Origin of the sequence: Gimesia fumaroli, assembly GCF_007754425.1 — a bacterium.
Taxonomy (GTDB): Bacteria; Planctomycetota; Planctomycetia; order Planctomycetales; family Planctomycetaceae; genus Gimesia; species Gimesia fumaroli.
Map to the genome: position 1 here is coordinate 6,740,834 of NZ_CP037452.1, position 23,944 is coordinate 6,764,777.

The following is a 23,944-nucleotide window of genomic DNA, read 5'->3' on the forward strand; positions in this document are numbered from 1 at the left end:
GAATGAGATGCATCAACAACGTACCCCACGCACGCTACATAATCGAAACGGGTTTTCGCTGCTCGAACTGCTGGTCGTGATCACTATCATCGGCCTATTAGTGGCACTGACTCTGCCAGCCATTAATTCTACCAGAAGTCCGTCAAGAAAAGTGTACTGTCTCTATAACATGCGAAACGTTGGCCTGGCCGTTGTCAACTTTTCGTCGGGTGCCAACTCCGAGCTCCCACTGCTGGTTGATCCGAACCTCGTCACAGCCCGTGATGGAACCAATGCCAATGCACACAGGGATGATCTCTCCTGGTGCACGAAAATTGTGCCATTCCTGGATGCGGTCGAGTTCCGTCAAAAATGGGATGCGACCGCCAGTCTCGCTGCTCAGGAGGGTGCTACGCCGGCGCAAATTCAAGCACTCAAAGATTTGAATGAAATCCGGTTTCCCGTATTTATTTGCCCCGATGATCAGTTCAACCTCGATCCGGGGGCACTCTCTTTCGCCGCGAATGTGGGCTACGTCACATCTAATTATAATGCGCCAGGAGACATCGGTCATCATCCTGCCAGCCTTGATGGTGGCCTGGATGGAGACCGTTCAACAACCGCTGACATTCCGGTCAAATTCGCTTCGGGTGTCTTCTGGCGTCCTTATGAATCAAGAATGACGCTGGACTTCATTTCGGAAGCTGACGGATTGACTCACACGCTGATGTTATCGGAAAACTTACAGGCCGGTGCATGGTCTGATCAGGATACCGGCAATCTGGGCTTCGGCGTCGATATGCAAGGTGTCTATTCCAAGGGATCTACCTCACTGCGTCTCCCTTCCGGATTTCAACTCAAAAATCCCATTTCCGGGACAGACTCATCCATTGGCTCAAACCTGACCGCCGCCAAGGGACGAGCCTGGCGGCCCAGTTCCAATCACATCGGTGGTGCGGCGAATGTGATCTTCTGCGATGGCAGTGGAAAATCTTTGACTCCCCAGATGGATCCCAGCGTTTATTCCCGCCTGTTGACGCCCGCTGGTCAGCGCTATGGTCAGGCCGCTGTTGATGGATCTTCCTTCTAATGAAAACCGTCCCAACGAACGGACACCAGAGAGCGAAAGGTCTCTGGTGTTTTTTTGTGGCTTCGAATAAGATATGTTTTCTTGTACACTTTTTGCTGCGGTAGAGAGATCCTAAGCTTACTTTTGTAGTACAAAGAAAACCGTTCCCGGAGAGAGAGGAGACCTGACTCTGTATAACGTCTCTTGACGAATCACCGGTAAATCGGATAAGGAACGTTATAAAATTAGCAAATCTATGGGAGAGTCGCTTTGCGTCCGGGCAGGGAGTTCGGGGCAGTGGGTCTCTTCCCGCCTTTCAGGCACCAGAAAATGAGTGAGCTACAGCTTGACTGTCAGTCGCATGACAGCCATAGTCGTGGTTCAAAAGCAGTAAGAATGAAATCGACTTCACCTCGTGATGAGTCACTAAATATAACCATTACATCTCAGGATACTATCATGTTCGACCCCTTATCAGGGCAGATGCCAACTCAGGCGAACCAGCGTGCCAGAAGTTATTCCCAGCAGCGTCAGATGGGGATTGGTGATCTCCTGCTGGACAACCGGATCATCTTCCTGGACAGCGTGATTAATGATGCCAGTGCGAATCTCATCGTGATGAAACTGCTCTATCTGCAGTCTGAAAATCGCCATCAGGACATTCATCTCTACGTCAATTCGCCCGGCGGTTCCGTGACATCGACGATGGCCATCTACGACACGATGCAGTTCATTGAGTGCGATGTCGCGACCTACTGCGTCGGCCTGGCTGCGAGTGGCGGTGCGATTCTGGTCGCCGGCGGAGAAAAAGGAAAACGCTATATTCTGCCTCATGCCAAAATGATGATTCACCAGCCTTACGGCGAAGTCGGCGGTCAGGTTTCGGATATCGAGATTCAGGCCAAAGACATCCTGGATACACGCGAAGTATTGAATAAAATCCTGGCAGACCACACCGGGCAGTCGATCGATCAAATCGCGTTGGACACATCCCGCGACCGCTTCCTGACTTCGGGACAATCAGTGGAATACGGTCTGGTGGACGAAGTACTGGTCCGAGACAAAGAAGACAAAAATAAAAAAGAAGAGAAGTAAAAAACAGAGTCGGCAGAGATGCTGTCGAATGATTTTCAACCATCAAATTTATCATCAATTGAAGTGAGTTTTATATGACGGTCCTTACTCCCTATGTGATCGAAAAGAATGGCCGCGATGAACGCGCCATGGATATTTATAGTCGTCTGCTGCAGGATCGCATCGTGATGATGGGATCGCAGGTGAATGACCAGGTGGCACAAAGTCTGGTCGCACAACTTTTGTTTCTACAGTTTGATGACCCGGAAGCAGACATCCATTTTTACATTAATTCGCCCGGTGGTTCCGTCACCGCAGGAATGGCGATTTACGATACGATGCAGTTCATCTCATGTGATGTCGCCACGTATTGTATCGGGCAGGCTGCCAGTATGGGCGCCCTGTTGTTGACCGCTGGCGCACCGGGGAAACGTAACGCGCTGCCCAACAGTCGTATCATGATCCACCAGCCTTTAGCGGGTATGCAGGGAACGGCGACCGACTTGGAAATTCATGCCAAAGAAGTGCTCAAAATGAAACGTCGGTTGAACGAGATCCTGCTGCATCATACCGGTCAGACACTGGAAAAGATTGAACAGGATACCGACCGCGACAACTTCATGGACTCCGATGAAGCCAAAGCCTACGGATTGATCGATAACGTTTTGGATCACTTCGAAGCCCCCGGAACCAAAGAATAATCGTAATTTGAAAACAGGAGGGCAGAAGAGGACTCTTCTGCTATGATTGATTTCCGATGAAGCAAACTCTTTCGACATGGATGTCGTTATTGTTGGTTCTCACTCTTTGCGGGTGTGGAGGTCGGGGAAATTCCGATTTGCTGGAAGCCCGACTGCGTCAGCAGGAAGACAGCATTTTTGCTTTGCAGCGCGATTTGAAAGAATCACATCAGGCGCTGGAGACAGCCCGTCATCAGACAGAGGCAATGCAAAAGCAGATTGCGAAAGCATCTAACGGAACCTTGCTCCCAGAACAAACCAAAGCCCTGTATCAGGTGACTGGCGTCAAAGTCAACAGCCTGCTGACGGGTGGCGTCGACCTGGATAACAAACAAGGCGACGAGCTTTGGACAACCGTGATCACGCCCCATGATGCGGATGGCGAAACTGTCAAGCTGCCAGCCGACATGGAACTGGAGTTGGTTGACCTGAGCCAGACCGGCGCCAATCGCCGCGTCGGGATCTGGAACTTTGACAGCGAAGAAGTCCGCTCTCACTGGTACTCCGGCTTTGCCGGTTCCGGTTTTCGCTTCGAACTCCCCTGGCAAAGACAGCCCTCCAGTGAGGATCTGACGTTGGTCGTTCGAATGAAATCACAAGACGGCCGGGTCTTCAACACTCAGTCTCCGCTGAAAATCAGTCAGATTGATCAGCCTCAAAGACCGAAAGTGGTTCAGGCTTCGCGGGAACGACTGACGCCCGTCGAACCTGCTCGGATCTCATTTGAAGCGGCGCCGGAAATGACCATCGAAGAAAATGAAAACCCGTTTCAGCCCCTTCCTGCAGAAGCCGCCCCGCAGGAAGAGGAAAATGATTCTCCGTTCCGCGTGATCAAAGAATAGTCTCGTTCACACGAATTCGAATTTCAAAAAAGCTCTCACCTGGAAAACCGGGGGAGAGCTTTTTTATTGATCGGATCGGATTTTGAAATGAGCGTATGCGCTCTTTTCATGTGGTTCTTCTGACTTGAGTCAGGCTAATTCATGGAGTTGGATTTCGCCAAGGCATCTTCTGCTTCGGCAATCCGGCCGCATCGCTGGCAGATCACCGAGAGCTGCAGGAAGGAAAATTTGTCATCCGGTTCCAATTCGGTCACTTTGGTTGCATGAGCAATGGCTTCGTCAAATCGCCCCAGCTTCTGGTTGTAGACAGCTGAAGCAGAATGTGCCAGCACATAGTTGTCATCGAGTGCCAGTGCTTCGTTCAGTTTCTCTACAGCTTTTTCAACGTCGCCACTCTCGTAGATTTTGACTGCTTCATCATATAGGCTTGCAGGGGTACTCATCCTCGAAATCTCTCTTTTCTCTCTCAAAATGTCCAGTTGAAGTTTGAGGATATTATTCAGACAACACTGTCATCCTGACAGAAATTCTATAACATCACTATTGGAATTATAGTCGCGCGAGACAAATTCCAAACGGCCCATTTCAGCACCGGAGCTGAAATAATTACTGCCTCTATGATATATGATAGTTGATCATTTAGACGAAATCATAGGCATCAGCCTCCGGTTCCTGTAGAATTTGTAAACTTCGATTGTCCTCACGAAAACCTGATTTGATGAAAGCGGGATGTGCCTCCTATCAATCCGACAGCCAGAAAGAATTCACTGTTTCCACGCCACGAGTTCAAAGCCATAGTCGCCATCATTCTGATCGGATGCCTGCTGCGATGTCTGTTTCTCTCCGGTGATGCGATCGAGCATTTTGACGAAGGAGTCTATGCTTCAAATTTATGGTTCGGAACAGAGCAGGGGGCCGAGTATCCGGGACGCTATTATTACGCCCCGCCGCTATTTCCGTTTCTGATTGAATGGTCGATGATTTTTCTGGGCAGTGGTTCCTGGGGTACATTCCTGCCTTCCCTGCTGCTGGGAATGTTGACGGTGCCTCTCATCTGGTGGGTGGCGCGAAACTGGTTTGGTTCTGCAGCAGGACTGGTGGCTGCGACCCTGGCCAGCTTGAGCGATCTGCATCTGATCTATAGCCGGGCTGCGCTGACCGATGTAGGACTCGGCTTCTGTCTCCTGTTGGGAGTCTATCTGATCTGGAAGAGCTATGTGTCGCTCGAATGGAAGTGGCCCGTTCTGTCGGGAGTCACCATCGGAGCAGGGTGGGCGATCAAATACAATGGCTGGCTTCCGTTGGCCGTCGGACTCTCCGGTCTGATCCCCTGGCTTCTGATCTACCATCGACAGCTGAGCCATAAGGTAAACTTTCTTCTCCGCTGGGCCGTGATCGCAGCCATCGCATTTCTGATCTGGTTACCGGTTCTGATCGGACTTCAAAAGTGGGGCGGCTACTCGGTAGTCGCGGCGAATCACAGTCGGTATGTGGTTGGATTCTCCGGCTGGTTTGATTCCTTCTCGAGACAGTTACAGAACCATCGTCTGCTGGAAGGAACGCCAGGTTTTATCGGAGTCGGTCTGGTGAGTCTGGTGCTCTGCCTGTTGTTCGTCCGCTGGTTCACATCGAGAAATCTGACAGCTGACACAGTGAAGCCAATATCAGGAAAAACAGGTTTCACGTGGAATGCCATTCTGGGAGGAGTGCTGGCTGCCCTGCCGCTATTCGGAGCCGCTCTGATCGGACTCAGTCCGGTCCTTGGCTTACTGGCTGTTGCCGGGATTTTTCTGCAGCTGCTCTTTGCCAACGGCTCATTCCAACTGGTTCAGACGGAGGAAGGGGAGTCCCAAGCTGAAGCGTCAACTCCCGCCAGGGATCAGTCTCTGGCAGCCTGGTTGCTGGCGGCCTGGTTTTGTGGATTGCTGCTGGCGACGCCGCTCTACTATCCCTATCCCAGACTAACGATTCCCTGGACGATTTCCGCCTGGTTGGGAACCGCCGCTTTCGCAGGCTGGCTGGAGCAGCGCTGCGCTGGGACTCTGTTTTCATCCGCCACACAGAAAGTGGCGCTTGAAAAGAATCCCGCATCTGTTCTTCCCGGTGTCGCGGTTGTTGTACTTGCCCTGGTTCTGGTCGTGAGCCTCAAGCCCTGGACGGTGGCGGCCTGGAAACCGCGTGATGGTCTGGCTATCGTTGCCCGGAACATGCTCGCCGATCTCAAGTCGGAGATGGGTTCTTCGGCCTCAGATTCTATTCTCTACATCTACGCCGAGCCTGGACTATTTTTTAATCTCAAGGCACAAGGTCACCAGCTGACCGGCCCTGTAGCTGACTTTCGCTTTCTGGATTCCCGTCCTGCAAATGTGCCCGTCTATCTGGTCGCCGGACCACATGCCACCACTGATACGGAATTCCAAAAGAAATTTGCACCGGTCCGCGATCGACTCCAACTGGTCAAATCGTATGAGTATCCCCCCAGCCTCTTGGTCAGATTGAATCAGTCTCACCTGGAACAGAAAAACGAAAGCGAACCGGTGAGGCTGTACCGTGCAAAGTAGGCTTGGCAAGGTGGGTGTTCCACGTGAAACACCCATTGAAGTCAATTCAGGAAACACGATTGCCAGCCAACCCATTGGTGTGATTGAATCAATCTGATCTGAGAAAGAAAACCGACAGCGAACCAGTGAGGCTGTACCGCACAAAGCAGTCTTGGCAAGGTAGGTGTTCCACGTGAAACACCCATTGAAGTTAATTCAGGCGACGCGATTGCCGGCCCGATTCTGTCTCTTGCCTGTAGCTGGTGAGAGAACAGTGGCAGCGCACCCCTGTCGCACGCTACCCACTTCGCGTCCGTTCGACGCGCTCCATAAAATCCTCTTGCCTCAAATGACGAATCGAAATAGAATCCCCGCGCCTCGTGTCATACTCTATTTTGTCAGGCAGTTTCATTGTGAGAAAAAAACGTTATGGAAGATCAAAATCAAAACCCAACCGACAACCCCGCTGAACAATCAGAAACCCCAGGTGCACCTCGCCGTCGATTAGGGCGCGGTCTGAATGCACTACTAGGCCGGGGTGGTGAGGAGTCGGATTCAGATAATCAGGAAGCGGGTGCGACCGGCGAAGCGACCGAAGCATTCGTGCCAGCGGAACAGGATCAGATCGACGTCGACCTGATCGAACGAAATCCCTACCAGCCTCGTCAGGATTTCGAAGCGGATTCGCTGAAGGAACTGGAAGGCAGTATTCGCCAGCATGGCGTTCTGCAACCGTTGCTGGTACGTCCTTTTGACGGAGCCTACCAGTTGATCGCCGGAGAGCGGCGGTTGAAGGCGGCCCGTGAAGCTGGTTTGAAAACCGTTCCCTGCCGCGTGCTGAATCTGGAAGAACGTCAGGTTTGTGAAGTCGCGATCGAGGAGAATCTCAAACGTAAAGACCTGAATGTTCTGGAAAAGGCGCAGGCTTTCAAGAACTACCTGAGTCAGTTTGACAGTACGATTGAGCAACTGGCCCAACGGCTCAGCCTCGACCGTTCGACCGTCAATAATATGATCCGTCTGCTCGATCTGGCCGAACCGGTCAAGCAGGCCCTGCATGCGGAAAAAATTTCTGCCGGTCACGCACGCACCCTGTTGAGTCTGGACGAGCAACGTCAGATCTCAATGTGCGAGCAGATCCAGTCGGAGTCACTCTCCGTTCGCAAGACTGAAGCGGAAGTCCGTAAGATTCTGAAAGGGGAAGCAGACACCGTTCCCTTTGAGAGTACGAAGAAGACCACAGAGACGCCGCAGATGACCAACCATCTGGTGGACCTGCAGCAACAGCTCCGCGAGATCCTGGGAGCCCAAGTCGAGATCAAACTCAAGACCGATCACTCGGGACAGATTCTGATCCCCTTTGATTCGAATGAAACCTTTGAGCGGATCACCGGAGTGCTACGGAAGTCTGCCTGAGGCGAATACCGAACCCAAAAAGAAATCAGCGGCGAACCCGAAATGCATCACTTGCTTTTCGGGTTTGCTTTTTGCTCCAGATTCAATTTGATCTGCCGGAACGTCGGATTGCCTGGCTGCAACTGCAGCAGCAGATCGACCGACTCCAAAGCCTGTTTCCAGCCCTGCTGTTTCTCGTAGAGCAGTGTGAGCATCAAGCGGAAGTCGGCAGACTGCGGTTCCAGTTCACAGGCTTTCTTGAGTGTCGTCACCGCTTCGTCTTCCCGCCCCAGCAGATAGTAGAGCAGTCCCAGACGATATTGCAGCAGCGCATTCTCGGGAAGCAGTTTGGCATCACGGGCCAGGAGCTCAGCTTCTTTGCTCCGCAGCTCTCTGGCTTCTTCCGTCCGTCCCTGCTGTTCGAGAAGCTGTGCCAGGTTCGATCGCGGACCAGCGACCGCGGGGGCGAGCTTGATTGCGGTCCGGAATTCCTGTTCTGCTTTTTTGAGATCCCCCTGATTCGCATAGAGAATTCCCAGACTCATGTGGGAGCCAGTCTGGTCACCGTCCGCCATTAAACCTGCCTTGTATTCTTCCAGCGCGTTTTTCAGGTTCCGCTGGTTCTGTTTGGTGTCCGGCAGAATCGGGAGCGACGAAAGAATGCGCGCGACCTCGGTTCTGACACCCCGCGAGGAATCGGTCAGTCCCTTGGCCAAGAGCTTGCCGATATCGTTAGCTTCCTCCCGGGAACTGGGACTCCAGCCTTCAAACCCACGCAGGGCGGCCAGACGAACGAGTTCTTCTTTTGACTTCAAAGATCGCTCGACAACCTTTCGGCTCTCGGGATTATTGTAGCGGGTGGCCAATAACGAAACCGCGGTGGCACGAACAACCGGCCCGACTTCTTTTTCCCGTGTCAGTTTGATGAGAGCACGTTCGGCTTCCGGTTTCCCTGCACGGCCCGCTGCCAGGATTTCACCGTAGTGGGGATCATCGCGCCGCTTGGTGCCGTACCATTTATCGACGGCCTTCGCCGCCCATTCAGGAGTTTCATCAGCTTTGGTGTGACATTGATTACAGGCATTGGGAGTCCCCAGCTTAACGGTCAGATCGGGACGCGGAATCCGTAAGCTGTGATCCCGCCTTGGGTCGACCACCATGTAGGTCTTGGAAGGCATATGACACTCGACGCAAGACGCCCCCGTGCTGCCCACCTTATGGTGGTGGTGACTGGGCACGTCATACTTGGCTTCGAGGTGACATTGAGTACAAAGTTTGTTGCCGGGAAATTTGAGTTTCAGGGAATGGGGGTCGTGGCAGTCAGTGCAGCGGACCCCTTTGCGATACATCTTACTTTGCGTGAACGATCCGAAGACATACACCTCTTCGTTGATCTGCCCATCCGGATGATACAGATGGTCTTCGAGCAGCGAGAGTGCATAGTGATCGTGAAACCGATCGAGGGGAGTATGTCCGGGGGCGACGTGCCTGCGATGCGAATGACAGGGAGCACAACTCTCAAGTTGCGCGGTCGCATCTTTTCCTTTGAGTTTGGCCAGTCCATATCCATAGTGACGATCCCAGAACAGGGAACGGGAGTTGGCCAGCTTCACGTGAATCGAACCAGGACCGTGACAGGCTTCACAACTGACCCGCATTTCGGAAAACGAAAAGTTGTGTGTGTCAGAAGCAACGTCATAATTTTTGGACCAGTTCGTGGTGTGGCATTCGGCACACATGTGATTCCAGTTCTGAGCAGAACCGCTCCAGTGTAACGGATCATCTGGGCCAAACGGTTCGTCGGGGCTGGCGTAGTACCAGCGTTTCTGTTCCGTGTCCCAGGTAACCGGTAAGACCTGAATTTTGCCGCGTCCCAGATCCGCCAGATATTGCTGTAGTGGATGGACGCCGATCACGTACTTGACTTCAAACCGGTCTCGCTTGCCGTCCGGCCCCTGTGTGGTGACAAAATATTTGTCGTCTTGACGGGTCATGGTAGACGTGATGCCGAAGTGTTCCAGTTCGGTATCGTTGAAATCACCCAGCACAAATTCGGGAGTGGCCGGGTTCATCGCCAGATCGTGATCGGATTTTTTCCAGAGTGCGGCTTCTTTCTGATGGCATTCAAAACAGGTTTGACGACCGACGTAGGTTGCCTGCTCACCCTCGGGAAGACCAGACCACCAGTCAATGGCTAAGCCAATCGATGTGATACTCAGGAATATGATGACGCCGTAAATCCATCGTTTCTTCATCGCGCTAATGCTTTGTCTGTCTATCTCTGGAGGTCTGTCTGGTTGAATTCGAAGGTCTCGTTTCGCGGATCGCAGGCAAGTCTCCGTAATCGAATTTCCTTCCGATCGCGGAGATCACTCGGCGAAAGTACAGCTCACTCTACTCAATCTGGAGAATGTGTATTTCGTTACTTCTGTCATACACAATTTTCGAGAAGTGTGAAAGCAACCAGACCAGGAAACAGGATCAGACTTCATGGGTGGTTTCTTCCGGTACAACACCTTCAGGCACCGGCTGCTCTTCGCCTTTCACTTTCAACTCAGTCTCATCACTCAATTTCAGGAGAGGCAAGAACCGTCGCGCAATACGCGTCTCGACAGTGACACGAGAGTCATCGTTCGAATATTCGCGGGACAAAATCAACGAATGATCTTCCAGCTGCGACAGCAACTTTCCATTTCCAACGGGCGTTTCGACTTCAATGATCACATATCCGGAAGCCAGACGGTCAATCACCGCTTGAGACAGACGGTCCAGTCCCTCGCCTGAAACCGCACTCACACTGATCGCGTTTTCATATTTCAGACGTAACACATCGAGCTTCGATCTGTCTTCAACTTTGTCTGTTTTGTTGAATACCAGAATCGCATTTTTGTAATCGATCCCGATTTCATCCAGAACTTTATTGACCGTTTTGATATGGTGTTCCACTTCCGGATTACTGGAGTCGACCACGTGCAATAACAGGTCTGCCTGTCTCGCTTCTTCCAGAGTCGATTTAAATGAAGCGACTAGATGGTGTGGCAGGTCGCGAACAAAACCAACTGTATCGCTGAGCAAGATTTCTCCCCAATGCGGAAGCTCCCAACGTCGGGTGCGAGTATCCAGCGTGGCGAATAATTTGTCAGCGATATAGACGTCCGCGCCCGTGAGCGCATTCATCAGTGTGCTCTTACCCGCGTTTGTGTATCCCACAAGCGAGACGGTCAGATGCTGAAATCGATGAGACACCGTCCGCTCGCGGCGGCGTTCCACTTCCGATAGTTTTCGCTTCAGTTCGGCGACCCGTTTATCTAACAGTCGACGGTCGGTTTCCAGCTGCTTTTCACCAGGACCACGGCCCGCGCCGACGCCCCCTTCGATGCGTTCCAAGTGAGTCCACAGACGCTTCAACCGAGGTCGGAAGTAAAGTAGCTGAGCCAACTCGACCTGCAACTTGGCTTCGTAGGTTTTGGCGTGGGTGGCAAAGATATCCAGAATCAGTTCACTGCGATCCACAATGACGGTCCCGGTCTCTTCTTCAATATTCCTCCCCTGCGAAGGAGAAAGATTATTATCAAAAACGATGAGCTCAGCATCGACGTGCTTCACCATCTGCTTGAGTTCTTCGAGCTTGCCTTTCCCAAGGCAGGTGGCCGGGTGAGGATTCTCTCGATTCTGGACGAGAGTGCCGACAACTTTGACGCCAGCCGTCTCGACGAGTCCTTTTAACTCATCGAGTGCCTGATCTTTTTCTATGTGGTTGGAAGGGGAAATCACAGAGACCAGAATGGCTCGTTTTGCTTTGACTTGTAGTTCTTCTCGTTTTGGATCCGCCAAGGAGGTTCAACCTTATCTATTTAATAGGGGGAGAATAAAAAGGGGACCAGCTTTCTGTCCCTGCTCCTACTCTCCATTTTAACAGGTTCTCCAGGGGAGAATAGGCTATTTATCTCTCCAGACACCAATTCGTGGTGGTAAGTTCAGGTTACACCTTGTTTTGTCGAAACGGTGATCTGCTCAGACTTGAGAAGCAGGGAGAAGATACAAATGTTTAAGAGGGCGTTTTCATTAAAACAACATCCAATGCGTCTGCGCGAGTACAGGCTTCCCAGTATTTTTTAAATTCCGGGTACTGATCTTCGAAGACGATGCCCCCGAGATGATCGACTTCGCGCTGACAGATTAGCTGCGAATTCTCTACAAAGACCGTCGCCTGATAGCGGCCCCAGGCGCACTCAAGCTTGTGCTCGTAAGGCAACCCATACCCCTGATAGCCGGCGGGGATTTTTATTTTGTGAGTGTCGGAGAAGCGAATAGGATTGGGAGTCTGTAACGCAGAAGTTCTTTTTTGAACATTGACGATGCCCACAGTATGCATCGAGCCAATCCAGGGAATGCGAAATAAAATGATCTCATCAATCTGTCGCGACCATTGATCCAGAGTCGTCTGATAACAGTAGCTGACATCGCGCGCAATGTCCTTTAGATTGAGAAACCGCGGCGATTCAATCCGGGCGCCGGTCAAGTGTGAGGCGAGTTCTTTTTCCAGCATCATCACCGTCGACTCTTGATTGCGATACATATATTTCAAACGGAACTCCATTGCCGCATCACCGGATGTTGTCACTTCCGCCTTGAATTGATAACTGCAGTCCTCCGATAACAGACCTTCACAAGAGCGACTGATTTGCTGACCCTGGGGGCCCTCTTCAGGAATCGTTGTCAGCTCGCCTCCTTCAGAATCCAGGAGTAGCGCCTGGGTCCCCTGATCGTTGTAGGGAAGATCTTTAAACGTAACGGGGCCCCCGGCGGGATCCAACCAGAGCCGCTCTCCCTGTTCTAAGGTCACACAGACAATCGCATGATCAAAGCGCGCTCCCGGCAGAAACGAAACCGTGCCATTCATCCGCGTCAACAAAATCGCAATCGCCGCTTCGATTTTGAGATGCCTGAGCATGGAAACCATCAGCGAAGATTTGTCTTTACAGTCGCCGCGCATGTCCTCCAGCATCGATCCCATTTCACGAGTTTTCTCCAGGTTCAATTCGTTGGGGTGCCTGCCGTAACGTACATCTTCAGAACTGTATTTATAAATGGAATAGATTTTATCCTCTGTGGTTTGATCTTCACTGGTGAGTTCCTCTGCCAGTTTTTGAATCTGGGGAGGTGTCCTGACAGGAGGCTCCAGGTCTTTCATGTAGAATTTTGTGATCGGGCTCCAGGAGGAAAGTGTGGTGATATCAATCCAGGGAAGTACGTCGCGCGGGTGAGGTGTGCCATCATCGGTTTCATAACCGGGGATGTCGTGCAGATCCCACTGGTAGACTTGGTAGCTTCCCTGTTTCCATGTGCGCGGCTCTTTATCTGAACGATGTAATTGGTATTCCAATGCAAACGGTTCGGCAACCGCGACGGTATACCGCAGTCGACGGCAGGGGATTGCGAACTGAATATATTCCTGTCCCCACATGCAGGCCGCGATGCGATCGGGAACAAAGAAGTCCTGCTGTTCCTCAAGTTCGACAGTCACGCCGGGGCGGAGCGGATAAAAGTTGAGAGCAATCTGCCCGTAGGGTTGGATCACTTTCTTCGCTTTCTTCACACTGCCATCAGGCTGATATACTTTCGCGGTCTGAATTTTATGCAGCGATGTATTTCGATCATAAAAGCGATAGACTTCATCCCACTGCGCCAGCGATTCGTTCGCATAAAGTTTGGTCACATTATGCGCACGTCTGGTAATCGTTCCATCGCGATGCAGAACTGCCGTCGCATCAGAGAGCAGAATAAATTCTCCCCAGTGTTGTAATTCGTCGTCTGAGATATCGGGAATACAAACTTTGTCTGATGATATCCGTGGCGCAAAAGAAGAGGTCTTTCGCGCCATCTTAAAGCGGGTTCGCCAAAGCTTCCGTTTTGGTTTTACGGTTCCGTCTTTGCTGGTTTGATTCAATGCAGGAACTCTTTCAATCTATTGAAAGTCAACAGGTAGGCTGAATCGTATTGTAGCGTGGATTCAAACCAGAGTTCCAGTACAAGCCTCAGGAATGTGCCCTAATGTATATGTTGTAAAGTCAGATCATACAGGCACTTGGAATGCGAGAATTCGAATTTGAGAGAGGTAGAAATAGAAGAAGCGATCGAAATCACGATCGCTTCTTACTCGTTATGGCTTGTTGATTTTCAGCAGCTAAAGAGAGAAATTATTTCTTCTTCTTAGCGGCTTTTTTCTTAGCAGCTTTTTTCTTTGGTGCTGCTTTTTTCTTCACTGCTTTTTTCTTTGCTGCCTTTTTCTTTGGGGCGGCTTTTTTCTTAGCAGCTTTCTTCTTTGGAGCAGCTTTCTTTTTAGCAGCTTTCTTTTTCACTGCTTTTTTCTTTGGAGCTGCCTTTTTCTTAGCAGCTTTTTTCTTTGGAGCTGCTTTTTTCTTTGGTGCTGCTTTTTTCTTTGCCTTTTTCTTTGCCACCGCAAATCCTCCTTTGAGAGTTAAACGAGGGCTGCCTTGCCGCTGGCTCCGGGCTATAAGTCGGCAAAGGTCTGCCACAACGAATAAGAATTGAGCTTGTCAACCTTGACAAACCCCGATGTTCGCCCTCGTTGAAAATGAATGATTTTTCAATCAAATGATTTTTTTAATTGACACTCATTACGCAATAAGGACTTACATCTATTTATTGGCCATCATCGTAAATATTTCCCAAAATTCTGCAAGCCATTTATTCATTATTTGCGAGTTTTGGGCTTGCTGTAAAGCTTCGCGTACTTTGCGCTTAAAAGCAAAAGTGCGCAGAAAACAAAATGAGTTTACTCTGACAAACGAAACGACAAAAAAACAAGAGGTCAATTTAACGCTACTATTGTAGCATTAAAACGACCTCTTGTATTTTAGTTGATTCAATTTGTCTTTGAGTATCGCGTTTAAAAACAGAGTCGGTTCGTTTTTAAAATGACGCGAAAATGGGGCAAGATTTTTTTTGACGTTTTCGAATTTTTTTTTGCTTCATCGCTTGATTAGAGGGTTTTAGACGCTTTCCCAGACCTCTTTCATGTAACGAAAACTTTCGCGCGCGATATGTTCTGCGCCCGGTTCGTAGTCAAAAACTTCGACTGAGATCCATCCCTGGTAACCACTTTCCTTCAGCGCTTTGAAGATGGGATGGTAATCAGTATCACCCATTCCTGGTCCCAGGAGGTTGAGATCATTCACATGGAAGTGTCCCGTCTCTGCGGCATACTTATGAATGAGTTCCGGGATGGATTCTGTTTCTGCTCCCAGCATCGCTTTCACATCCTGGTGTAATACAAAATTATCGGCTCCCACCATGTCGATCAACTCCATTGCTTCCGCACAGGTGTTTACAAAATCAGTCTCTTTGGTGGTTAATGGTTCCATGCAGATCCGAACCCCTCGTTCGGCAATCGCAGGCAGAGCGTTTCGGAATACTTCAGCTGCGTTTTCATACGCCTGCGACCGAGACATGCCTTCTTCAATATTCCGCTGAAATGGCGAGCCAAACACCATTAAATCACCGCCCAGATCCGCACACAGATCTCCCAACTCGACCAGATAATCGGCCGTTTTCTGCCGGACGGCTGCGTCGGAAGTGGTCAAATGCAGACCCTCGGTTTTTGCCAGAAGCCAGTGCAGGCCAAAGATTTCCAGCCCGTGGCTTTCTGCAGTTTGCTTCAGAGAAGCACGCTGGTCCGCGGAAATTGCTGCAGGCCGATCTGCAAATGCAAACGGGGCCAGTTCAATCCCTTTATAGCCAATCTCTGCGATCAGGTTACATTGTTTTTCCCAGTCCCAGTCAACAAACAATTCCTGACAAATGGCAAACTTCATGTAAGTATCTCACTTTAACGATAGAAAAAAATACAAAAGGGGGTCCAGCTTTTGAGAATAACAGGCAATCAACCATTCATCGAGTCTTAGCCGCTATTCTTCCAGCAGCTTTTTGCGGATTACTGGTACTGGGTTTAAAGCATTCCCAGGGAATCTGATAAACAGGAATCACAGCCCGCGCACATGTGCTGTACCAACAACGGTCACTGAGCAGGTACCGATTATATCGATCAAACGGCTTGTGGTGTCAAACCGAAACAGGATGAGTGAATAGGTGTGGAGAACTGGGGCTATCGGTTAAGCAGGGGCAAGTTTAGTGACGAAGTAGATTCTAACTGTTTCCAGATTTCAATTTTGTTTGCTGAAATTATCATGTAGAGGAATAGACCAATGAAAAACGCAACCTGGATTCCCCTTCTGGCGGCCGCTCTGATAATGGCCTGCTTTGGGGAGCAAGCCCAGGCAGGATACCTGGGAGCAGGTAGTTATAATTGTTGCCCCACAGAAGCATGTACTTCTTGTGGCGATTACTGTGCTGCCAAAGAATGCTCGAGTACCTGCTACAAAACTGTCGTAGAAACCGTATGGGAAAAGCAGAACTATACCTGTCAAAAAACAGTGTATGACACGATCTGCGAAAAAGTTCCCGTGCAATACACCAAGAACGTTTACAAGACCTGCTACCGTGATGAATGCTATACGGTTTGCAAGCCTGTTTACAACACCTGTTATCGCGACGTCTGCTACAAAGTCTGCCGTCCCGTTTACAAAACCTGCTACCGCACTGTAACCTGCAAACGCCGACGGCCTGTGTACAATACCTGCTATCGCGACGTCTGCTACACAGTCTGCAAGCCGGTTTACAACACCTGCTACCGAGATGTTTGCTACAACGTAAGACGTCCGATTTGTGAAACCCACTATCGTGATGTTTGCTGCACCATTTATAAAACGAATTACAAAACCTGTTACCGAGATGTATGTCGGACTGTTTGCAAGCCCGTTCACACCTGGCACGACGTTGAAGTCTGCTGTGGCGAATGGAAAACAACAACCGAACATTGCCCCGGTCCGGTTGTGGAAAAATGTGTCTGTGAGCCTGGAACCTGGGAATACGATTGCAGCTCATGCTGCCCGATCTACAAACCCGGTTGCTGCAAAACAGTCAAAGTACAGTGCCCCGGCACAACGATCTGCCGACGGATCTGGTGCCCCAAGACGGTCACCCGAAAAGTCTGCTGCACAACCTACAAACGTGAGTGCGTCCAAGAACGGGTTCCTTACACAGTATGTGAGCGAGTTCCCTGCACCATTACCAAGCGAGTCCCTTACACTTGCGTTCGTTACGAATGTGAAACACGAACCAAGAAGGTTCCTTACACCACCTGCAAGATGGTACGTGAGTGCCGCACCCGCAAGGTTCCTTACACTACTTGCTGCTGGAAAGAAGAATGCGTAACAAAACAGGTTCCTTACACCACTTGCACCATGGTTTCAGAATGTCGGACCCGCAAGGTTCCTTACACCACCTGCAGCTATGAGCAAAAAACCTGTACTCGTAAAGTTCCTTACACCACCTGTCAGCAGGTTTGCTGCACACGGTATGTAACTAAAAGAAAATGTGTACCACGAACGGTATGTGTTACTAAAACACGATGTGTGCCGAGACAAGTTTGTCGGAAAGTACCAGTGACTGTCTGCTGCCCCGCGCCAAAGACATGCACTGCTCCTGCTCCTAAGACTTGTGTCAGCAACTAGTCAAAGCGAAGCCAGAAGAGTTTTCAGCAACTGAAAATTGAAACTGCAGAAGGGCGGTTGATCTTAGATCAGCCGCCCTTTTTGTATTTGGTGAGCGTCTCGTCTTCCTCTCCTGAAACAGTCTGACTGCAGGAGGCCTATCCCTGATTGAGGAATACTCTCCTTTTCCTTCCTGATCCCCGCTCCCTCTCTGTCTTATACAAGGCTTCTGAGCGTGATTCATATTCTGTCTGCTGTTAACTCCTTGTCGACGCGTGAAATAGGACTTCGTGTAAAACCGGTAACCGCTCTGGGGCTGTGTTTCCCTCCAGACAGCCACGATAAAAAGTGTGTTTTCCAGTTGAGAAACGGCATTTTTTTTAAGTTACTTGATTAACAGTAAACACTTGAAATCGTCAAAAGAGTTATTGTTTTCTGAAGAGGCCCGTTTACATTGAGGACACTTTGATTCTGCGGGCTGTGAATGGGATCACAAATACCGCTAACAAACCATGCACGAACAAAGGAGAGCCAAGATGAAACGAAATTCTTTTCGAAGATCAGGTTTTACCCTGATCGAGCTACTTGTGGTCATTGCGATCATTGCCATTCTGATTGCATTATTACTGCCGGCGGTGCAACAGGCACGAGAGGCAGCACGACGTTCCCAGTGTAAGAATAATCTGAAACAGATTGGACTGGCTCTGCATAATTACCATGGTTCCCATCGTACTTTTCCTTCCGGTATTATCCGTTTAGGTTCTAAACCCGACTGGAACAATCTGTTAGGCTGGGGCACGATGATCCTGCCTTACCTGGATCAGGGGCCGCTTTACAATAAAATCAATGTCAATCAGGCATGGATGACAGGAGGCGGCTCTGCCAGTAATCTCAATGAGCCGGCTGCCAAAACCGGACTGCCCGCTTTTGTCTGTCCCTCTGATGCAGGTAAATTAATTAATAAGGACAGCTGGAAGGTTGTCGATCCCAATACTTCTTCCACGAAAACAGAGGGGGTTGGTAAATCGAATTACCTGGGACTGCGTGGCTCCCGCCGTCTGTCCGATTTTGGTGGAGGAACAACCGCCCGCATGAGACAAGGAATTTTGGGCACTTGGAATAAGAGCGTATTAATCAAAGATATCAGCGACGGTACCAGCACGACATTGATGGTAGGGGAGCGGCATACAAAAGGCAGCAAAGTGGGTGGAATCTGGATTGGTGGATTCAGCAACGGCAGTAATAATGTCGATACCTTTTCGACCTGTGGTGAGATTCGGAATACAGCAAATAACTCTGCGACACCTTCAACCAACTTTTTAATTAATGGCCCGCATAACAGAGCCTATTCCAGTATGCATGTGGGCGGTTGTCACTTTCTATACGCAGATGGGCACGCCGGATTTATCAGCGAAAACATTGACTCCGACACTCTGATCGATATGTGCACCTTCGATCGAGATGAAGTCGTCAGCGAGATCTAGTCTGTGTACAGCGCAAATGAAAACGTCTGTCTTCTTAATTAAGACAGACGTTTTCGATTGGCAGGTTCCTGCTTCAACAATAGTCTTTTGAGAAACTGGAATCCAGTAAGGTCGTATCATCTGGTTCTGGAGTCGTCTCTTTCGGCATATCCTTTGGACCAGAATCGTCTCCGCAACCAGTCGCCAAACCTGTGATTCCACAAAGACAAATCAGCATCAAAAATGTTTTTTTCATAGTAGTTCCTTTGTCTCAGAGCTAAAAATCATTCACTAAAATTCGCCGATGGTTTCACCCCCCATCATGCTGCCCAATGCCCCCCAGACACCATAAGGGCTCTTGCCAGTCGTAGCCTGAGCGGCGCTCGTATTGCCGGTATCGATATTTTCGCTAACGAACCGGACCGCACCATCCCCCATCAATACGTGACAACCGCCTGTATGCAGACTGCTGGCAGAGTAGATGCCCCATCCCTGATGGCCACTGGAAGAACAGGATGGACTGTTGGGGGCCAGAACAGTTGTGATACCAGAGTAGAACGGGTAGCCAATGGCCCAGCGTTGCCCCATACGGTGGCTGTCCATCGTGACGTTGTAGGAATTCCCTGTTACCGTTGCCAGACAGGCAGACGGGTTTGTATCCAGGTTGGAGATATTAGCTGCGACACGCCCCAGATAGGAACCGGTTCCTCCCAGTTCCCGTTCTGCCATCAGAATCGTATTACTGGTTCCGTCCACAAAGTCGCGCATGCGAGTATCGGACAACCAACCAAAAGGTCCACGTGGATTCTTCGAGGAAATGTTATCGTTAATGGTGTCTCCCACACTCAGGCAGTAGCTGCGTGGCGCCAGTCCCCCTTCTGCACGTGGAGGAACGGGGGAAGAAGGGCAGAGCATGATGTCCAGATGCGGTTGTGGAAACGTAGCCGCACTATTGGGGCGGCCGCCCTGACTGGGCAGAGAAGAAATTTCGTTCCAGAGATTTGCCTGGTCAAGGAAAGGCAACAGGAAAACAATCCCACTCATCCAGCTGCGATTGCCGGTCCCGGTATCTACCAGGCCGGCTCCCGTGACATCGCCCCCCGCGCCTCCTTTCAGGCAAGGCAACATGCGATAGGTCTCTGAATAATTATGCATTGCCAGACCAAACTGTTTCAAATTATTCTTACATTGTGAGCGACGGGCCGCTTCGCGCGCCTGCTGGACGGCGGGCAGCAGCAAGGCAATTAAGATCGCGATAATGGCAATCACAACGAGTAACTCAATGAGCGTGAAACCACGAATCCGGTTTCCTGGTGGTGACTGTTGCATGATTCTCTCCTTCTATTCTTATGAATAATGACGTTGCTTGAGTTCGATTCAGGTATCAGCTTGAGAACAAGGTGTACCATTCCGAAAGTTCAATGATTTGGAGAACGCTTTCTGATAAAAATATTCAAGGGGACGCTACCAGCACTCGAAATTCGTCAACATAAGTCGTCCCCGTGAACAACTGAAAAGACAGTTTTTTTCGATCTGGTGAAAGTACAATGACATCCTGTCTGGTTCCGTCCTTGGAGAGCCTGGTTTCGATTTCCTGATGCTTAATCTTCTGGCCTGGAAATTGATGAAACATTGGATTCAGATACTCATCCGATGCTTCCAACATTTGATTCGTCGTGATAATGCCTAGTACGGGTTGCTTGAAAACGATTTCGCCGGCGACCGGCATCATGTCGTCCTGGTTACTGGCGGGATCATAGTACACACGGTAGCAATCCACTTTCATGCCACGCGAAATGAGGTCCGATTCTTTTTCGATCTGGTCGTAAGACCAATAGCTGCCGGGTTGAGAGATCGAGACCTTGAGATCAGAATCCAGTTGCACATCGCGTTTTTCCGGAAACAGAAATACGGTTTCATCTCGTTCCAGTACCTGAAACGTGCCCCGGGCAATCGCAGCTGGCAGGTGTTCCTGAAAGACGACCGATTCCGAAAAGCTGAGAACTGGATAATCTCGTGAGATCAGGGGAATAAAATCGCTGCTGGAATAGTTTTGTGTTTGTATTTTTCTGGTGACCGAATCAATCCTTACTGCTTCATTTGCCCGAATTTCATGCGTTGATCCATCGGTCGTGCCGCTGCCGACCTGCACCTTCCCACGATAGACTTTCACGTCGGTATTTTGCTCTGCACCAACATTGACTGAAAACGAGGTGCCCAGATCAATGATTCGGCCGGCATGGGTCTCCACCGTAAAACCGTGTCCCGCTTCGGGGATGTCGGCAACTAACATTCCCTCTTCAAGAGAAATCTCGTTCGATCCGCTGGTAGTAAACAGAGCGGGCGCTTTCACATGAACGATGGAGCCTGACCCAAAGCGGATTTCGATTTCGCCCCGGAGCAGATGCCGATACGAACCAGACAATAAAGGCTCTTCCTGAGTGATGGGACCGGATTTCCAATGACTGTCCTGCAAAGGAATGACGTGCGCAACGGGTGATGTCAGATGTACAAACAACAGCCCCCCCAATACGAGACAGACACAAGTGAGGGCATAAAGAATCTGACTCCAGTTTCGGTTGGAAACCTGGATCGATGCTGCCAGATGTGTCGGTTCCTGTGAGTCAGGACTGTCTGTATAAACCCATTCTAACTGCGCTTGTAACACCGAAAACTGGGCAAAGAAAATTCTGGCTTCCGGATCTGATTTCAAACGATCCTGAAGCAGACTGAGCTTTGCTTCATCCAACTGGTTGTCAAAATAGAGCGCCACCAGTTTCGGGAGCGGGTCTTCCCATTGAGCTGAAAGTTCTCTGATCATCAGATGCGAGACCTTGCTGCGATTGTTTTTTGGATGCAATCCTGAAGTCGCAGCCTGATCCTCAACAACATCACACCAATCGCTTTTTCTGACTTTCCCCAATAGCTGGCTATATTTTTGAGGGGCATGAATTGGCCATATCGCTGCTTCATCATGGTCTGTTTGTCATCAGGCAGTAACGTAATACAGGAACGCAAGGCTTCGATCTGATCATTGAAAAGATCGGGCATGCTCTCAATTGTTTCAGACATGCTGTCGAGCAACTCATCATCGAACAACAGCCGGCTTCGCTTTTTATCACGCCAGTACGATTGAATTTTGTAAAATGCGACCTTACGTGACCAGGCAAGGAAATTGGTACCGGGAGTAAAACTATCTCGCTTTTCCAGCAGACATTGGTTGATATCCTGCAGCAAATCACGTGCATCCGTCGTATTTCCAATCAGAGAAAGGACATACGCATGAAGTGGCCCCTGGTGCTGCAACAGTTGCTGAAAAAACACGTTGTTAACAACGACTTCGTTCATCGGATCATTTTCAATTTCTAATCTGCATCTGGTTAATCTTTGATGAATCGGTGAGCCCTTCTTACTTCATTCCAGTGAGGGGGGGTGACGCTACAGGGAAAATCTACTTTTTCCATATTTTTCTCGTTTTTGATTTATCAAAAGCGTTTTAACGCGAATTTTCTTTTCATGCTCGACGGTAATCGTCGTAATGGATTAGAGAGAAACACCACTGTTCGTGCAGGTTCGTACTGAGAAACAAGGCAGAGAGAGCAATTCCGGTGCAACTGCAGCAGAAATCGGTTTTATTAAAGGGATTTTCCGGAATCTCTATTATGGAACAGCGATGTTCTTAACAAGCTGTGATATTCGACTGTTTAATACGTTATTCCCAATATGTTCGTATTTCGAATACCTGGTCAAATAAACGGAAACAGACGGATTATAAATTCTCAGGAGACATTGATGGGCAATTCGAAACAGTATGTGATTCGAGGCGGGATCGAAGGCCGGGAGCGATTGCGAATTTTGGCTCGCGTAATGCATGAAAGTACGGGAACGCTGCTCAATCGTCTGGAACTGACGGACGGACAGACATGCCTGGACGTCGGTTGTGGCGGCGGTGATGTCACCCGAGAGCTTGCCAGCCGCGTCGCACCAGCGGGCAAAGCGGTGGGAACGGATATCGATGCCACGAAACTCGAGATCGCCCGCGAGGAATCCCGGGAAGCATCCATCAACAATATCGAGTTTCGTTTGTCAGACCTTTGTGAAGCACTGGGGGCTCCTGAATTTGACGTTGTCTATTCGCGATTTCTGCTAACCCACCTCAGTGACCCGGTCGGTGCGGTTAAATCGTTCTTACGCCAACTGCGTCCCGGCGGCATTCTCGCTCTGGAAGATATCGACATCAGTGGTTCGTTTGCCTGGCCGGAATCGCCGGCCTTCCAAAGATTTTATAACCTCTTCTGCGCAGTGGTGCGAAACAGAGGAGGCGACCCGAATATGGGACAACGCCTGCCACTGCTGATGAAAGAATGCGGCCTGGAAGCAATCCAGGTCTCGGTCGTTCAACCAACCGGACTGACCGGCGACGTGAAGCGGCTCAATGGCCTGACGATGGAAAACATCGCTGACGCTGTCCTGGCAGATGAGCTTGCGACGACTGAAGAAATCACTCAGATTGTCAGAGAGCTTAACGACTACGCCGACGACGAACGAACCCTGACAGGAGTCCCCCGCGTCGTACAAGTCTGGGGACGATTACCCTTCGCTTGAGAGCTTTACTTCCATTTAAAACGAAATGAAACAAAGAGGAAACTTCTTCATACCTTTTCCAAAATTGCATCCAAAGAAGAAATTTCTGTTGGAGCCAAATTCGTTTTTCTGGAGCGAACCAGTTGATAGCCCTGAATTCCTAATCGGGCCGGACCTTCTACATCTGATTTCAGACTGTCCCCGACCATCAACGTTTGTTGTGGCAAAGCTTTTAGCATGTTTAGTGTGATCTGATAGATCTCGGGATCTGGTTTAATCAAACCACAGTCGCAGGAAAAAACAATCACGTCAAAAAACTGTCCCAGATGATGTTTGAAGAAGGGGTATTTATAAGGCGTGGCAAGATTAGAAATGACAGCCGTCTGAATATTGCGTATCTTCAAAGCCTCCAGTGTCGAGATCGTATCTGAAAACAAAACAGCTGATTCCAAATCTTCCTGCAGTTGTTTTAACAGCGTGGTCAAATCTTCCTGCTGGTCCAGGCTTATCATCTCTGTGAATTGATCCAGCGTAAAACAGTCAGTGGTCATAGCCAGCCTAATGGCCTTGCGAGTATTGATCCCCCTGTTTCTTTGGGCCAAATGAAGAAATGGTTTGGTATCCCGCTCCAAATGAATGAGTGTTCCATACAAATCAAAAATGACCGATTGAATCATAGCCTG

At 49.9% G+C, this 23,944-nt stretch carries 20 protein-coding genes; 9 read left to right on the forward strand and 11 right to left on the reverse strand.

Annotated features, from left to right (window positions below; genetic code table 11):
* Window positions 1–7 precede the first annotated feature (7 nt).
* The 4 genes from Enr17x_RS25435 (at window position 8) to Enr17x_RS25450 (ending at window position 3,704) form a co-directional block, all read left to right on the forward strand.
* Window positions 8–1,069: a DUF1559 family PulG-like putative transporter gene (locus Enr17x_RS25435; RefSeq protein ID WP_145312627.1), complete on the forward strand. Its 1,062-nt coding sequence runs from the start codon at window positions 8–10 to the stop codon at window positions 1,067–1,069.
* A 438-nt stretch (window positions 1,070–1,507) separates the two neighbouring features.
* Window positions 1,508–2,143 (forward strand): ClpP family protease, encoded by a 636-nt coding sequence (locus Enr17x_RS25440; RefSeq protein WP_145312629.1) that lies wholly within the window; start codon window positions 1,508–1,510, stop codon window positions 2,141–2,143.
* Between the two features lie 74 nt (window positions 2,144–2,217).
* Window positions 2,218–2,823 (forward strand): ATP-dependent Clp endopeptidase proteolytic subunit ClpP, encoded by a 606-nt coding sequence (clpP, locus tag Enr17x_RS25445; RefSeq protein ID WP_145312631.1) that lies wholly within the window; start codon window positions 2,218–2,220, stop codon window positions 2,821–2,823.
* Window positions 2,824–2,879: 56 nt separating this feature from the next.
* Window positions 2,880–3,704: a hypothetical protein gene (locus Enr17x_RS25450; RefSeq protein ID WP_145312632.1), complete on the forward strand. Its 825-nt coding sequence runs from the start codon at window positions 2,880–2,882 to the stop codon at window positions 3,702–3,704.
* A 134-nt stretch (window positions 3,705–3,838) separates the two neighbouring features.
* Here the strand turns inward: Enr17x_RS25450 and Enr17x_RS25455 are convergent, their stop codons facing one another.
* On the reverse strand, window positions 3,839–4,147 hold the full coding sequence (locus Enr17x_RS25455) for a hypothetical protein (protein WP_145312635.1): 309 nt from the start codon (window positions 4,145–4,147) through the stop codon (window positions 3,839–3,841).
* 288 nt (window positions 4,148–4,435) lie between these two features.
* Here Enr17x_RS25455 and Enr17x_RS25460 point away from each other — a divergent pair, with 288 nt between their 5' ends.
* Together Enr17x_RS25460 and Enr17x_RS25465 are read left to right on the forward strand one after the other, a co-directional pair.
* Window positions 4,436–6,265, forward strand: coding sequence for a glycosyltransferase family 39 protein (locus Enr17x_RS25460; RefSeq protein ID WP_145312637.1), 1,830 nt, complete (start codon window positions 4,436–4,438; stop codon window positions 6,263–6,265).
* Window positions 6,266–6,673: 408 nt separating this feature from the next.
* Window positions 6,674–7,660 (forward strand): ParB/RepB/Spo0J family partition protein, encoded by a 987-nt coding sequence (locus Enr17x_RS25465; RefSeq protein WP_145312639.1) that lies wholly within the window; start codon window positions 6,674–6,676, stop codon window positions 7,658–7,660.
* A gap of 47 nt (window positions 7,661–7,707) precedes the next feature.
* Here Enr17x_RS25465 and Enr17x_RS25470 read toward each other — a convergent pair whose 3' ends face one another.
* The 5 genes from Enr17x_RS25470 to Enr17x_RS25490 form a co-directional block, all read right to left on the reverse strand.
* A complete protein-coding gene (locus Enr17x_RS25470) occupies window positions 7,708–9,894 on the reverse strand; it encodes a tetratricopeptide repeat protein (RefSeq protein ID WP_145312640.1) in 2,187 nt (728 codons plus the stop codon).
* A gap of 226 nt (window positions 9,895–10,120) precedes the next feature.
* On the reverse strand, window positions 10,121–11,473 hold the full coding sequence (hflX, locus tag Enr17x_RS25475; RefSeq protein ID WP_145312641.1) for a GTPase HflX: 1,353 nt from the start codon (window positions 11,471–11,473) through the stop codon (window positions 10,121–10,123).
* 214 nt (window positions 11,474–11,687) lie between these two features.
* A complete protein-coding gene (locus tag Enr17x_RS25480; protein ID WP_145312642.1) occupies window positions 11,688–13,589 on the reverse strand; it encodes a DUF3857 domain-containing protein in 1,902 nt (633 codons plus the stop codon).
* Between the two features lie 250 nt (window positions 13,590–13,839).
* The gene (locus Enr17x_RS25485) at window positions 13,840–14,100 is read right to left on the reverse strand and encodes a hypothetical protein (protein WP_198001205.1); all 261 of its coding nucleotides are present in this window, start codon (window positions 14,098–14,100) and stop codon (window positions 13,840–13,842) included.
* A gap of 555 nt (window positions 14,101–14,655) precedes the next feature.
* A complete protein-coding gene (locus Enr17x_RS25490) occupies window positions 14,656–15,477 on the reverse strand; it encodes a sugar phosphate isomerase/epimerase family protein (RefSeq protein WP_145312644.1) in 822 nt (273 codons plus the stop codon).
* A gap of 390 nt (window positions 15,478–15,867) precedes the next feature.
* On the opposite strand from Enr17x_RS25490, the gene Enr17x_RS25495 reads away from it, so the two are divergent.
* Both Enr17x_RS25495 and Enr17x_RS25500 read left to right on the forward strand, forming a co-directional pair.
* Entirely contained in the window at window positions 15,868–17,235 is a 1,368-nt protein-coding gene (locus Enr17x_RS25495; protein ID WP_145312645.1) for a hypothetical protein, read from the forward strand.
* A gap of 515 nt (window positions 17,236–17,750) precedes the next feature.
* Window positions 17,751–18,698: a DUF1559 domain-containing protein gene (locus tag Enr17x_RS25500; RefSeq protein ID WP_145312647.1), complete on the forward strand. Its 948-nt coding sequence runs from the start codon at window positions 17,751–17,753 to the stop codon at window positions 18,696–18,698.
* Between the two features lie 73 nt (window positions 18,699–18,771).
* Here Enr17x_RS25500 and Enr17x_RS29765 read toward each other — a convergent pair whose 3' ends face one another.
* From Enr17x_RS29765 to Enr17x_RS25515, 4 genes are all read right to left on the reverse strand, one after another.
* Entirely contained in the window at window positions 18,772–18,933 is a 162-nt protein-coding gene (locus tag Enr17x_RS29765) for a hypothetical protein (RefSeq protein WP_198000797.1), read from the reverse strand.
* Between the two features lie 35 nt (window positions 18,934–18,968).
* Complete coding sequence (locus tag Enr17x_RS25505; RefSeq protein WP_145312649.1) at window positions 18,969–20,006, reverse strand: DUF1559 domain-containing protein; 1,038 nt, start codon at window positions 20,004–20,006, stop codon at window positions 18,969–18,971.
* A 124-nt stretch (window positions 20,007–20,130) separates the two neighbouring features.
* On the reverse strand, window positions 20,131–21,498 hold the full coding sequence (locus Enr17x_RS25510) for a FecR domain-containing protein (RefSeq protein ID WP_145312651.1): 1,368 nt from the start codon (window positions 21,496–21,498) through the stop codon (window positions 20,131–20,133).
* A complete protein-coding gene (locus Enr17x_RS25515) occupies window positions 21,498–22,025 on the reverse strand; it encodes a sigma-70 family RNA polymerase sigma factor (RefSeq protein ID WP_145312654.1) in 528 nt (175 codons plus the stop codon). Before Enr17x_RS25515 ends, Enr17x_RS25510 begins: the two co-directional genes overlap by 1 nt.
* A gap of 444 nt (window positions 22,026–22,469) precedes the next feature.
* Between Enr17x_RS25515 and Enr17x_RS25520 the strand changes: the two genes are divergently transcribed.
* Window positions 22,470–23,282, forward strand: a complete 813-nt coding sequence (locus Enr17x_RS25520) for a class I SAM-dependent methyltransferase (protein WP_198000798.1) — start codon at window positions 22,470–22,472, stop codon at window positions 23,280–23,282.
* 47 nt (window positions 23,283–23,329) lie between these two features.
* Here the strand turns inward: Enr17x_RS25520 and Enr17x_RS25525 are convergent, their stop codons facing one another.
* Window positions 23,330–23,938, reverse strand: a complete 609-nt coding sequence (locus Enr17x_RS25525; RefSeq protein WP_145312658.1) for an HAD family hydrolase — start codon at window positions 23,936–23,938, stop codon at window positions 23,330–23,332.
* Between the last annotated feature and the right edge of the window lie 6 nt (window positions 23,939–23,944).

What these genes read in the sequence shown, in the direction of transcription:
- Enr17x_RS25440 (WP_145312629.1), top strand. Translation starts at nt 1,508, where the DNA reads ATGTTCGACCCCTTATCAGGGCAGATGCCAACTCAGGCGAACCAGCGT.
- Enr17x_RS25525 (WP_145312658.1), bottom strand. Translation starts at nt 23,938, where the DNA reads ATGATTCAATCGGTCATTTTTGATTTGTATGGAACACTCATTCATTTG.
- Enr17x_RS25505 (WP_145312649.1), bottom strand. Translation starts at nt 20,006, where the DNA reads ATGCAACAGTCACCACCAGGAAACCGGATTCGTGGTTTCACGCTCATT.
- Enr17x_RS25455 (WP_145312635.1), bottom strand. Translation starts at nt 4,147, where the DNA reads ATGAGTACCCCTGCAAGCCTATATGATGAAGCAGTCAAAATCTACGAG.
- Enr17x_RS25435 (WP_145312627.1), top strand. Translation starts at nt 8, where the DNA reads ATGCATCAACAACGTACCCCACGCACGCTACATAATCGAAACGGGTTT.
- Enr17x_RS25500 (WP_145312647.1), top strand. Translation starts at nt 17,751, where the DNA reads ATGAAACGAAATTCTTTTCGAAGATCAGGTTTTACCCTGATCGAGCTA.
- Enr17x_RS25515 (WP_145312654.1), bottom strand. Translation starts at nt 22,025, where the DNA reads ATGAACGAAGTCGTTGTTAACAACGTGTTTTTTCAGCAACTGTTGCAG.
- clpP (WP_145312631.1), top strand. Translation starts at nt 2,218, where the DNA reads ATGACGGTCCTTACTCCCTATGTGATCGAAAAGAATGGCCGCGATGAA.
- Enr17x_RS25520 (WP_198000798.1), top strand. Translation starts at nt 22,470, where the DNA reads ATGGGCAATTCGAAACAGTATGTGATTCGAGGCGGGATCGAAGGCCGG.
- Enr17x_RS25490 (WP_145312644.1), bottom strand. Translation starts at nt 15,477, where the DNA reads ATGAAGTTTGCCATTTGTCAGGAATTGTTTGTTGACTGGGACTGGGAA.
- Enr17x_RS25465 (WP_145312639.1), top strand. Translation starts at nt 6,674, where the DNA reads ATGGAAGATCAAAATCAAAACCCAACCGACAACCCCGCTGAACAATCA.
- Enr17x_RS25510 (WP_145312651.1), bottom strand. Translation starts at nt 21,498, where the DNA reads ATGATCAGAGAACTTTCAGCTCAATGGGAAGACCCGCTCCCGAAACTG.
- Enr17x_RS25470 (WP_145312640.1), bottom strand. Translation starts at nt 9,894, where the DNA reads ATGAAGAAACGATGGATTTACGGCGTCATCATATTCCTGAGTATCACA.
- Enr17x_RS29765 (WP_198000797.1), bottom strand. Translation starts at nt 18,933, where the DNA reads ATGAAAAAAACATTTTTGATGCTGATTTGTCTTTGTGGAATCACAGGT.
- Enr17x_RS25450 (WP_145312632.1), top strand. Translation starts at nt 2,880, where the DNA reads ATGAAGCAAACTCTTTCGACATGGATGTCGTTATTGTTGGTTCTCACT.
- Enr17x_RS25495 (WP_145312645.1), top strand. Translation starts at nt 15,868, where the DNA reads ATGAAAAACGCAACCTGGATTCCCCTTCTGGCGGCCGCTCTGATAATG.